Annotated in this window: 10 protein-coding genes; 3 read left to right on the top strand and 7 right to left on the bottom strand. The window is 47.9% G+C overall.

The window, feature by feature from the left end; all coding sequences use genetic code 11:
- Window positions 1–11: 11 nt before the first annotated feature.
- Window positions 12–947: an ABC transporter ATP-binding protein gene (locus BLS69_RS22515; RefSeq protein ID WP_091036434.1), complete on the bottom strand. Its 936-nt coding sequence runs from the start codon at window positions 945–947 to the stop codon at window positions 12–14.
- A gap of 211 nt (window positions 948–1158) precedes the next feature.
- Between BLS69_RS22515 and BLS69_RS22510 the strand changes: the two genes are divergently transcribed.
- Both BLS69_RS22510 and BLS69_RS22505 read left to right on the top strand, forming a co-directional pair.
- On the top strand, window positions 1159–2370 hold the full coding sequence (locus BLS69_RS22510) for a sensor histidine kinase (protein WP_091036431.1): 1212 nt from the start codon (window positions 1159–1161) through the stop codon (window positions 2368–2370).
- A gap of 21 nt (window positions 2371–2391) precedes the next feature.
- Complete coding sequence (locus BLS69_RS22505; RefSeq protein WP_091036429.1) at window positions 2392–3081, top strand: response regulator transcription factor; 690 nt, start codon at window positions 2392–2394, stop codon at window positions 3079–3081.
- Between the two features lie 91 nt (window positions 3082–3172).
- Here BLS69_RS22505 and BLS69_RS22500 read toward each other — a convergent pair whose 3' ends face one another.
- From BLS69_RS22500 to ftsE, 5 genes are all read right to left on the bottom strand, one after another.
- On the bottom strand, window positions 3173–4501 hold the full coding sequence (locus tag BLS69_RS22500; protein WP_091036427.1) for a PDZ domain-containing protein: 1329 nt from the start codon (window positions 4499–4501) through the stop codon (window positions 3173–3175).
- 64 nt (window positions 4502–4565) lie between these two features.
- A complete protein-coding gene (locus BLS69_RS22495) occupies window positions 4566–6038 on the bottom strand; it encodes a S41 family peptidase (RefSeq protein ID WP_074096593.1) in 1473 nt (490 codons plus the stop codon).
- Window positions 6039–6173: 135 nt separating this feature from the next.
- Entirely contained in the window at window positions 6174–7454 is a 1281-nt protein-coding gene (locus tag BLS69_RS22490; RefSeq protein WP_091036424.1) for a murein hydrolase activator EnvC family protein, read from the bottom strand.
- Between the two features lie 187 nt (window positions 7455–7641).
- The gene (gene ftsX / locus BLS69_RS22485; RefSeq protein ID WP_091036421.1) at window positions 7642–8559 is read right to left on the bottom strand and encodes a permease-like cell division protein FtsX; all 918 of its coding nucleotides are present in this window, start codon (window positions 8557–8559) and stop codon (window positions 7642–7644) included.
- Complete coding sequence (gene ftsE / locus BLS69_RS22480; RefSeq protein WP_024631580.1) at window positions 8549–9235, bottom strand: cell division ATP-binding protein FtsE; 687 nt, start codon at window positions 9233–9235, stop codon at window positions 8549–8551. Before ftsE ends, ftsX begins: the two co-directional genes overlap by 11 nt.
- A 253-nt stretch (window positions 9236–9488) precedes the next feature.
- Here ftsE and BLS69_RS22475 point away from each other — a divergent pair, with 253 nt between their 5' ends.
- On the top strand, window positions 9489–10922 hold the full coding sequence (locus BLS69_RS22475; RefSeq protein WP_091036419.1) for a VanW family protein: 1434 nt from the start codon (window positions 9489–9491) through the stop codon (window positions 10920–10922).
- Between the two features lie 149 nt (window positions 10923–11071).
- Here the strand turns inward: BLS69_RS22475 and BLS69_RS22470 are convergent, their stop codons facing one another.
- Complete coding sequence (locus tag BLS69_RS22470) at window positions 11072–12625, bottom strand: MDR family MFS transporter (RefSeq protein WP_091036416.1); 1554 nt, start codon at window positions 12623–12625, stop codon at window positions 11072–11074.
- Window positions 12626–12637: the final 12 nt, after the last annotated feature.

Genomic DNA, 12637 nt, shown 5'->3' with positions numbered 1-12637 from the left:
TCTTGTTCCCCCTAGTCCCGAAGCGTACGCCCGGTCAGATTGAGGAACAACGTTTCCAGATCCGGCTCTTCGACCTTGAGCGACTGAATGGATACTTCATGTTTGCTGCAAATGAAGAGCAGATCCTGGAGATCCTGCTGTGCCGAAGGCAGCGTAATGGTCAGTGTATTCTCTGAAACGTCTACCATCCGTACGCGGGGGTGAAGTTTCAGTTCTTCTACGACGTCGGCACCGATACCGGAAGTGGAGAGCACTACTTTTTCCTCCGATGCTACCCGTTCTCTCAGCTCTGCTTCAGTCCCACAGGCAATAATTCGCCCCTGATCCATAATCGCAACCCGGTGACTAATCGCCGCCACTTCCTCCATGTAATGACTTGTATATATGATCGTTGAACCCATCTTGTTAAGTGTGCGTACCGATTCAAGAATATGATTCCGAGATTGCGGATCAATGCCAACTGTCGGTTCATCCATGATAATTAGATCCGGGCGATGTGTAATCGCACATGCGATGTTTAACCTGCGTTTCATACCACCAGAGAAGGTCGAGGGGGCATCCTTTGCTTTATCCTGCAACCCTACAAATTCAAGGGACTCCAGCACTCTTTCCTTAAGCAATTTTCCACGCAGTCCATACAGTCGGGCAAAGAAAGTCACATTCTCCGCAGCAGACATGGTTTCGTATAAAGCCAGATCCTGCGGAACGAGTCCGATCTTGCGCTTTACTTCAAGCGGTCGCTCCTTGACCGAGATCCCATCTAATCTGATCTCACCCTGATCCATATTCAGGAGCCCTGCAATCATGCTGATGGTGGTACTTTTTCCTGCTCCATTGGGACCAAGCAATCCAAAAATTTCGCCTTTGCCAACACTAAGGTTCAAATGATCCACGGACAGCTTGCTGCCGTATCGTTTTACTACATGATCTACTTCAAGTATGCCCATCCCTTATACGCCCCTTTTCCGTTTCGGCTTCCGCCGCTGGATTTCATAATTTTATTGTAACGGATCGCAATCTGTAGCGAAGGTACGAAAAGTCATGAATCGAAGGTGACTTAAGTCATCTCCTGATTCGAATGCTGCTTATGGTATAATCAAGGGCGCATTACCAAGAGATTTTCTACTCCACTTTTTATATAAAGGATGTCATTTACATATGCCGATGCGGTTTCTGCAATACGGATTAATTATCGTTCCAGCAGTACTGTACATGTTGATGCTGCCCTTGGAAAACGAAGCCGTCTACACCCTGCATATCATCATCGCCCTTGGACTCTCCGTGTGGAAAGATTTCAACCGTTCAAGTACACAGCAATGGCTGTTGCTTCTGGCCGAAATACTCTGGAGCTGCTGGCTGATTGTTTCGTATGGACCGTTTCTGCTATTCCTCTCTCTATCCGTGCTCTACGTATATATATACAGACTGGAGGGAAGTCGGAGATGGTTGATGTTTGCGATTCAGCTCGTTGCTAACAATGTCGCTTTGCATTGGCATTATTCTGTCCCACAGGCATCGCAGCCAGGGTTAACCACACTAAATACAACCGCCACTGCATTACTCTCCACAGAGACAATTGCGATGGTTCTTGGCAACCTGCTTCTGCTCATCACAGCGGCTCTGTCCTGGCAGGGATCAAGAACGGCGAGCAGCCGCGGACAACTGGAACAAGTCTATGACGAGCTCCGCAGCAAACATTACGAGCTACAAGAAGCGCGTGCGCAGCTGCTGTTATTTACAAAGCAACTTGAAGGAGTGGCTCAGGCAGAGGAACGTACCCGTATCTCCAGACAGCTTCATGACGATATCGGGCATCAACTGATTCGCACCAAAATGATGTCGGAAGCCGCTTTGCTGACCCTCCCCCTGAATATGGAACAAGGAACGGAAATGGTGCGACAGATTCGCGATCAATTGGCCACCAGTATGGATGATATGCGCAGCACACTGCACAAACTGCAACCTAATTCCTATGCATCCGAAGCCTACGCCCTGGATCGTCTCCTAGAGGAAGTGGGCAGAGATACCGGCGTGAAGACAAATTATGAAGTTCATGGCCCATCTCATGTGCTGTATCCCAGCATACAGATCGTTTTGTTCAAAAATGCCAAAGAAGCCTTGACCAATGCCCTGCGACATGGAAATGCTTCTTCGATCACAGTGGAGTTGGTATTCGGGGATCAAGAAGTGTGTATGAGTGTGAGTAATGATGGCAAAATCAATCCTCATTCTTCCAAGCGAAATGGCATAGGACAGGAAGGCATGCTTCTGCGCACACAAATGGTGGGAGGAGTCCTGGAGATTCAATCAGCTTATCCGTATACAGTGATTACACGCATTCCATTAACGAACCAGATGGATATACTCTGAAAAAAGGAAGTGAATGTTTTCATGTCCGAACGGAATGATGTGAACCAAAACAATGATTCAGCCCAACTCCCACTTATTCGGCTGATTCTCGCCGACGATGATTACTTCATTCGTGAGAGCCTGAAAGTGCTGCTCGGACTGGACTCCGGCATTCGCGTTACAGGCACAGCCTCAAATGGACAGGAAGCGTTGGAATTGCTTGAAGCAGGAACGCCTGCGGACGTGGTGTTGATGGATATTCGGATGCCGGAATGTGACGGAGTTGAAGGTACCAAACGCATCAAGTCATGTTTTCCTGAAATCCAGGTGCTCATGCTGACTACGTTTGACGACGATGAGTATATTATTCAGGCATTGCAGAATGGCGCAAGTGGTTATTTACTCAAAAATGTGCCCCCTGAGCGGATCATTCAAGGCATCAAGACCGTACATAACGGCGATATGTTAATTCATCCGGATATTGCCCGCAAATTGGCAGGCCTTCTCCGTCCCGCTGCGATTCCCCTGACACAGAACCCAATCGAAGCCTATGGACTGACACGTATGGAGCTGGCGGTTGCCGAGGCCATATCGGAGGGGTTGTCCAATAAGGAAATTGCCGCCAAACTGTTCCTCAGTGAAGGCACAGTCAAAAACTACGTCACGGATATTCTCGGCAAGCTGAGCTTGCGTGATCGAACCCAAATCGCCATCTTTATGTTAAAACAATAACAAAAAAGGTATTTCCCTTGCCTGCGACGGCGTTAGGAAATACCTTTTTCATTGCTTGATTTATGCAAACATACTTCATCACGTATGCTAGTTACATCTCCACGGACCCTTTATCACTGGACACCGGGGCTGGCGGTAAAGCCAAGGGAGCTTCGTCCCTTTGTGGTTTTTTCAGACGGGCCAACAATTTGAGGTTGATGATATGGAACAGTGTCAGTGGACGTAACCGAATCGCCCAAACCTCGTGATTGTCCGGTGCCATAATGACCCCAAGCTGATGATGCTCCCCTTCATAGATCGCTCGTTGCATGAACTTGCTTTCTCCCTGATGATTGCGAACCTCAAGTTTGCAAAAAGCCGGGTTCATCCGCAGGGCACGATGTAACTCTTCCGGCGAATGAACCAACTTACCATTCACCTTGTACAAGGTCTCTCCTGCTTCAATCCCCAAATCTGCAGCAGGACTCTCCGGAATAACAGCCAATACCTTCAGCCCATGCTGCGGATGGACAAATACCGGACTGCGGTTTTGCTCTTCAAACGCGCTGTACCATACCAGAAATTCATGTCCAATAAATGCGATTAGTGCAGCAACCAACATGAGTGGAGACCACCATGCAGCAAGCAAACTGAACACGAGCAAAGTTGCCCCATATATCATCAACCGCTTCGATGAGATCTGTACCTTTTGTCCCGGAAGCATACTCTGCGTGATCTCACCAAATCCGAGCATAATCGGTAACGCAACCAGCATGTAACTATGTCCTGCATTCATCAGTGGATTCCAAGCCAGCTCCGCTCCACTGCCTGTGACCGGGACAAGAATTAGTAGAGGAATGGCCCAGAACTGTTGCAGTTGATATCCACCAACCAGTTTCCCGCGTTTTCCCTCGAAGAGAAGCGGTGATGCCATCGATACCCCCTGCATGCGTACCAACAGGGCTTCACCCATATGTAGAAGCGCCGCCAGGACAAGCAGTGCAGGCATATCCAGGGTACGTAGCGTTTCCGTTACACTACCCATCCAACCCGATGGTTGCCAGCCTGAAGCCAGATTCAAACCAAATTGCATCACACCCAGTAACCCTGCCGCATAAGCAAAGCACAGATACCGGATACGGAACAAGGATAGAATTAATGTTGCAGCCCATATGCATATCAGGCTTCCCAGTGTAAGATGTGCACCGAGGAATAGGGACACAATTGAGACGATGGTACCAATGAGTATGCCTCCGAGCACGGCACGAATCGTCTGTGTTATCGAGCTTTGCAAACGAACATGGAACAATTTACGCTCCTGAAGTAACTGACGATGATAGATCAGCGCAATCAGGATCACCGCAATATAATAAAACGGCTGAATAAACAAATGCAACAAAGCTTCCCCTAATGTAGTTAACCATGGCCATACCCATTCCATTGTGGTCGGTCACCCCTCTCTTTCAGCCGGTTCAGAAAAAAAGAAGGCTGAAAATCAGCCTTCTTTATGGCTTCGACACAGCGGACGAAATATCCTTTGAGACATTTTCGATCGCGCGTTTCAGCTGTGCATCATATTGAGGATTGGCAATACGTTCAATCAGAGCCGCTTCCAGTGATTCAGCGGTTTTCTCGTCAATCTGGCCTGTAGCCTGAATGCCTTTTTGCTTCTGGAATGCTTTGACCGCTTCTTCTGTCTTCTGGTCGTAGTATCCGTCCACACGATCCGGTTTGAAATCGAGTCCTCTCAGCATCGTCTGCGCACTTTTCACATCCGTGCTATTGCTGTCATATTTCAGTGGTAACTTCTCTTTATTAATCGGTGCCACCGAGAAATAATCCGGTTGGTCTACCGCAATATCCGGTTTGATTCCTTTTTCATGAATCCAGTCTCCGTTCGGAGTGAGCCACTTGGCAATGGTGATCTTCAGCAAGCTGCCGTCACCCATTTGCTTGTCATAACTCGTCTGCACGGTTCCTTTACCAAAGGAGTTTTCACCAATCAACTTAGCGCCTGCTGACTGTTGTAATGCCCCGGCCAAAATCTCCGACGCACTCGCACTGCCTTTGTTCATCAGGACTGTGACTGGATAAGCCTTTGCTGATCCATTGGACTTGCTTTGTTCCTTTTTGCCGTTCTTGTCTTCAACTTGCACAATAACCTTGCCTTTAGGAACAAACTGTTCAGCAATATCAATAACAACTTGCAATACACCGCCTGGGTCATTCCGTACATCGATGACCAGACCTTTCATGTTCTGCTTCTCAAGCTTCGCCAACTCTTCCTTAAAGCGATCGCCTGTATTCAAAGAGAATTGAGTAATGGCAATAACGCCAATTCCGCCATCCTCCATGTGAGCATATACGGTCTCCAGATCAATGTCATCCCGTACAATGACAAATTCAATCAGCTCGGAAGATCCGGCACGTTTGACCTGTACCTTCGCTTCACTGCCCTTGGGACCTCTGATTTTGTTGACAGCCTTGTTCAGTTCCAACCCTTGCAGGGATTCGCCGTTGACCGACATAATCATGTCTTTTGCACGAATACCCGCTTTCTCGGCAGGTGATCCTTTGATCGGGGAAACAACAACAACGTTTCCATCCTGTGAGGATACCTCTGCGCCAATACCGGTAAATGAACCTTCGATCGACTCTTCAAACTGAGCAGCCGTTTCCTGCCCCATATAGTTGGAGTACGGATCACCAAGCGATTCCATCATGCCGTTGATCGCACCGTCAATCAATTTGGTCTGATCCACGTCTTTATAATAGTTGCTTGAGATCAAATCCATCGCAGTTTCAATCTTTTTCAAATCGTTCTTCTGCTGTGTATTGCCGGTTACACTAGCCAGCAAACCTTCGCCCGCTGTGGTTTGGTTTGCTATTCCCGGGTAAGTCATTAGTACCAGGGTTAGCAAACTACCACCCAGGAGACCCACAATGACAAGCAGTAGCGCCGATCTTTTCTTCATCATCCGTTTGTCACCGCCTTTAGTTTTGAAGCGTGTCCGATTCCATTGTTGCGAGAATCCATTCCCTGAACATGCCAGCTTATTATATGTCTAGCTTGTACGGAATATGTTTTTTCCATTCGAACAATGGAGCAATAATTACAAATAGTTCATCGGATTTACAGCGGTACCGTTATCTCTCACTTCAAAGTGCAAGTGAGGTCCAGTAGAGTTCCCTGTATTTCCTGACTCAGCAATGGTATCCCCTTTGCTTACAGTGTCTCCCTTGCTGACTTTGAATCCACCTTCGCGCAAGTGACCATATAACGTCCATAGTCCACCGCCGTGGTCCACAATAACCGTATAGCCATATCCGCTATACCATTCAGCCATGATCACGATTCCGCCAGAAGCAGCGTGAACCGAAGTTCCCTGAGGAACAGCAAAATCGACACCGGCATGCATCTTACCCACTACGCCCGTAATTGGATGGGTACGAGGACCGAATGGAGAAGAAATACGTCCTCCAGATACCGGTCTTGAGAAGATACCATTACCGGATGAATACGTGACCTCACTGCTGCTATCCGAACTCACTCTGGTTGGCGCCTTGGCTGCAGCTTTCGCCCGGGCTGCTGCCGCGGCTTTTGCTTTGGCTGCAGCTGCAGCCTGCTGTTCACGCAATTTATTTTTCTCTTGAAGAAGTGCCGAACGTTTGCTGGCAATCTGCATTAATACATCTTCCTGCTCTTGTGTCAGCTCTTCTGACTCTTCAATTTTAGCATCATATGAAGCGAGAAGCACTTGCTTTTCCGCTTCTTTTTCATTCAATTGGGACTTGCGCTGTTTCTTCTGTGCATACAGGCTCTTGGCTTCCGCATATTGCACATCCAATTCTGCCTTTTTGTCCACAACAAGTTGCTTGTCCGCTTTGTGTTCATCCAGCAGATGTTGATCCTGATCCACGATCGTTTTGAGTGAATCCGCACGAGTCAGAAAGTCAGTGAAGCTGGTAGAGGACAACAGTACATCCAGATAGGATACAGCACCGTCCGTGTACATCAGGCGTACACGTGACTCCAACAATTTTTCCCTTGCAACAATGCGTTCTTCTGCCGCTTGCAGATCTTTCTTCGTTGTACGGAGATCTTCTTCCGTGTTCTCGATCTGCAAGGATACACTGGCCAGTTCATCACTAACGACATTGATCTGTTCCATGACAACCTTCAGATAAGCGTTGGTTTTGTTCTTGTAATGCTGCGCTTCCTTTTTGTTGGAAGCCGCTTTTTTTTGCTCCTGCTTGGCAGAAGCCGCCTTGCTCTCCAGTTGCTGAATCTGTTGGTCAATATCGCTGATGCTACTCTTGGCATATCCGTCAGAAGGTTGAAGCGTCAAACTGGCCAATAACGTAAAGGCCAGCAGCGAAGCAGTTTTTTTCAAAATGATGATCCCCCATCCTATGATTTCACAAGAAAGCAACCTGCACAGGTGGTGAACAGCATGTTCTTTGCTTTCTTCAATCTTAAAGACTCCGTCTTTCCTACATATCGTCAAACAGCGTCCATTAATGAACCTGCTTTGTCATTCTTTTCGACATATTCTGCAATTCGATCATTGAAAACAAAATTTAAACGTTGAGTGATTTCCGAATGGACAGCGTACTTCCCAAAATACCTACCAGCACACCGAGTCCGATCAACAGTGTTCCAAACAGCCCCCAGATTTCGCCCAGCGGAATCAAGTTAAGCATCTGCATGAAGACATCCTGACCAATCGTGTTCATCAACTGGCTGTATCCAACAAACAGCACACCAACCGTAATGACCGAGCCAATAAATCCAATGAGTGCACCTTCAATAAAGAAAGGCCAGCGAATAAAGGTATTGGTTGCGCCAACCAGCTTCATAATTCCGATCTCCCGGCGACGTGCCAGAATCGTTACGCGAATCGTATTCGAGATCAGGAACATGGACATTAGACCCAGTCCCCCAACAAAAATAAATCCGATGTTACGAACAAGTTTCGTAAATTTGAACAACACTTCCACCGTTTCCTTGCCGTAGTTCACTTTCATGATCGGCTTCTCCGGGTGTTTTTCGTTCAAAGCTTCAATTTTTTGCGCCACAAAAGTGACGGTTTCCGGTTCAATGACCTCAACTTCAATGGTCTCCGGCAGTGGGTTGTTGTCCACATCGAAACCGCTAAGCACGTTATCTGCACTCTCTCCAAGACGCTCACGGAACTCCTTGAGTCCTTCTTCCTTGGAAACAAAACGAATCTCACTTACTTCAGGCATCGCGCTGATTTCTTGCTCCAGTGTGTTACGCAGGTTCTCGTCCACATTCAGTTCGAGGAACGTGCTGATCTCCACCTGGCTATCAACCTGATTCGCCATCGAGTTCACATTGAGCACCAGCAACATAAACACACCAAGAATCAATAAGGACACAATGATGGACATGATGGAGGCCACAGACATCCAGCCGTTGCGGAATACGTTTTTAAATCCCTCCCGCAAATGGCGCAAGAGAGTACTAAAATTCATAACCGTATTCCCCTCTCATCTGATCCCGTACAATCTGTCCACGTTCAATGGCGATTACCCGCTTACGCATCGTATTCACGATATCTTTGTTGTGGGTTGCCATAACAATGGTTGTTCCCCGGAAATTAATCTCATCCAGCAGCTGCATGATGCCCCACGACGTCTCCGGATCGAGGTTACCTGTAGGCTCATCCGCGATAATAACCGATGGGTTATTGACGATAGCCCGTGCAATGGCAATACGCTGCTGTTCTCCACCCGAGAGCTGCGAAGGTTCACGATTCGCTTTGCTGCGCAGTCCCACCAAGTCGAGCACTTCCATCACTCGTTTCTTGATATGACGCTTCGGTGCTTCAATAACTTCCATGGCAAATGCCACATTCTCAAATGCTGTCATCCGTGGCAGCAGACGAAAATCCTGGAACACAACGCCGATGTTACGACGCACATAAGGAATCTTTCTTGGCTTCAACTTACCAATATTAAATCCGTTAATGGATATTTGTCCTTTGGTCGGAACTTCTTCTCTGTACATCAATTTCATAAATGTCGATTTACCTGCGCCGGACGGACCGACGATATAAACAAATTCATTGCGGTCGATCTTCACCGACACCCCTTGTAATGCGTGGGTCCCATTGGCGTAGGTCTTCCACACGTCCTGCATTTCTATCACATCATCACTTCCTGCTCGCATAGTTAGCCATTATCATTTCGACACAATCCCGGCATTTCCTTTAAAAAGACCTGAATTTCATCAGGAAAAATCCACTTCGTCCCTGTTTCAATTGTGAAGCATGGATTCATATGAAGTTTATTGTAACAAATTTGTTACCTATTGAGTACCCGAAAGTTTTCCTGCATTGGATCATATATATAGAAAGTGTTACAAAGTCGGGAACAACCGAAGTATAAAGGAGCGTACGGTTATGAAAAAAATACATGTGACGGTCATTGTTCTATTCTCCATCCTCTTGATCGGCTCCGCGTCTTATGGATTGCTGTATATGTACGTGAATCAACCTGCCCTGCCCAAAGATGTTCATGTTGGCGGCATGCTGGTGGAGGGGAAGAATCGCAAGAACGTATTGCATGAATTGGATGAACAGATCCAAAAGCTGGAGGACTGGCCTGTCACCTTTGAAGTGACTGAACCCAACCCCCAGACGATTTCGTATACCGCAGCTCAGGCGGGGGTGAGTTACAACGTTAACAGCTTGGAGTCCGCAATACAGCAGCTGGAGGAAGGTAACCTGTGGGAACGCGCTTATGCACGTTATCATTTTCCGAAAGAGTTCTCTCTCGATATGACCTACAACTCAAGACCACTCCAAGAACATCTCAGCCCTGCCTGGGAAAAAGAAACCTTCGGTACACCTGCGGACGCTGTTCGCCGCATTACCACAAGTGACAAAGTCCAGTATATCCCGGAAAAGGGCGTCCGCCGGATTGATTGGGATACACTTGCAAGTCTCATTCAGACCAAGTTGCACCGAGATTTCAGTGTACTGAACCCGGATGAGAAACCCGCCCCACTGCTGATCCAGGTACCACTATATAGGCTGAAGCCTGAAGTAACCCTTGATTCGCTACGCCAGGAAGGCATTGACCGAAAGATCATCCAGTTCTCCACGGGTCTGGGCAATAGTAGTGAAGGCCGGATACATAATGTCAGCGCAGCGGCGGAAGCGATTAACGGCATGATTTTGCCACCAGATGCCACATTCGATTATGAGAAGGTCGTCCGTAAAGCTGAAAAGGAGTATGGGTTTCGTGAGGCCCCGGTTATTGTTAATGGCAGACTCACCCCCGGAATTGGCGGGGGAATCTGCCAGGTATCCAGTACGGTGTATAACGCAGCGCTATTGACGGGTCTTGATATTATTGAACGTCGCAACCACTCCCTGCCGGTCAAATATTTGCCAAAAGGACTGGATGCCACCTTTGCCTCGGGAGCCATCAACTTTCGCTTCAAGAATAATACTGGAAAGTCGTTACTCATTCATGCAGAGGTGAAGAACCACCAATTGATGGTGAAATTTTTCGGCACATTCCCGGAGAATGTCAGCTATGCCCTTGAATCTCGTACCATTGAAACATTAAGTGTTCCAGTAAAATATGTGTCCAGTACTGTACTGCCTGATGGTGCACAGCAGGTGCTGCAAGACGGACAGCCCGGATATATTGTCGAGACGGTAAGAACCAAAAGGCTGGACGGCAAAGTGGTCGAATCCAAAACGATTACACGGGACACGTACAAAGCTCAGAATCGCCTGATAGCCCGCTCCGGTCATAGCAGCCTGCCTGATCCACAAGGGCCTTCTGTGGTCGAGGACGGGATTAGCGATACAAAACAGCCTTAGGTTCAATGTTCGAAACCAACAAAAACAAAAAGACACACTTCCCGTCCCTTTTGCAGGTACGCGAGAAGTGTGTCTTTCATGTTTTAAGCTAAGATAAGTTATTCGTTTTTATAAATTACGAGTAGCCGCTGTATCGTATGCATAACGGTTTAGTGACCGCCTGTGTATTCGCCTTGCTCTTCGCCTACAACCATCTTCTCTTTTCCCATGAAGAAGGAAGCGACCAACGCGAGTGCAGCCGGAATTACAGCCCAGGCAAATAACTGTACGATGGAAGAAGACAGGGCATGTGTGATGGTATCCAGCACCTGAGGCGGAATCGCCTGTCTGAGTTCTGGTGAGAGCAACGCATGTGGATCGGTCAGATCCACTCCCTGAGGCACGCCACCCGCTGAAGCACCGCCTGCTTCAGCAGCTGAACCAGCGAGAGCATCGTTCATTTTACGCGTAAATACCTGGCTCTGTACGATACCAAAGATCGTAATGCCCATCGTCATGCCGAGGGACCGCAAAAAGTTAAGTGTGGAACTCGCCGCACCGCGTCTTTGCGGTTCAAACGCATTCATGGCTGCATTGCTAAGTACGGAGAACGAAGCACCGACACCAAGACCAACCATCACCATGTAGATACGTATCGTCCAAAGGGATGAATTCTCATCCAACGTAGTCAACAATCCAAGTCCTATGACAAGCAGAGCCAACGTAGGGATCATGATATTGCGATACTTGATTTTGGTCATCAACACCCCACCCAGGGACGCCGTCACAACGGACCCAAGCATCATGGGCAGCAGCACAAGACCAGAGTTGGTCGCTTTACCACCAAGTACCCCCTGTATGAAGATCGGAATGTACACGGATGCTGTAATGAACGCCGCACCACTGAACATACCAATAACGTTACTGGACCAGTAGACCCGGTTGCGGAACATGCCAAAGGAGATGATTGGTTCTTTGGCTTTTGTTTCTGCAAAAAGGAAGAGCAACGCTAATGCTACAAATCCGGCAAACAAGCCAAGAATCTGCCACGAACCCCAGGCAAATGTTTTGCCGCCCAGTTCCAGACCAAAGATCAGGCACACAACAGCACCGATCAGCGTTACAGCACCCAGCCAGTCGATCTGTTGGGATTGATGCTGATGAGACTCCTTGTAGAAGAACGCAATAAACACAAATGCAATCAAGCCTAGCGGCAGGTTGATATAGAATACCCATTCCCATGTCGCATACTGGGTAATGTAAGCACCGAGCAGAGGTCCAAATACGCTGGACAGGCCAAAGACCGCTCCAAACAATCCGCCCAATTTACCACGAGATTCTGGTGCAACGACATCAAACATGATCGTAAAGGCAATCGGCACCAGGGCCCCCGCACCAATACCTTGAATCGCTCTGTACATCGTCAATTCCACAATAGACGTTGCCGTTCCGCACAGCGCTGAGCCAAGCATAAACACAATAATACCAAATACAAAAAACTTCTTCCGTCCATACATATCGGATAGCTTACCGAATATCGGCATCCCTGCCATCTCAGCCACCATGTACGCGGAGGTAACCCAGACGAACTTGTCGAGCCCACCCAGCTTCCCGACAATGTCCCCCATAGCTGTTGCCACGATGGTGTTATCCATCGAAGCCATTAGTATGCTGAGCAGTAACCCTGCCAGCACCAATCCAATACTGTTTTTACGTGCAACCATTGTACTCAATCT

Source organism: Paenibacillus sp. CF095 (assembly GCF_900101225.1).
GTDB lineage: Bacteria > Bacillota > Bacilli > Paenibacillales > Paenibacillaceae > Paenibacillus.
Note: the sequence above shows the minus strand (reverse complement) of the source record. Positions and strands in the feature narration are given on the sequence as shown.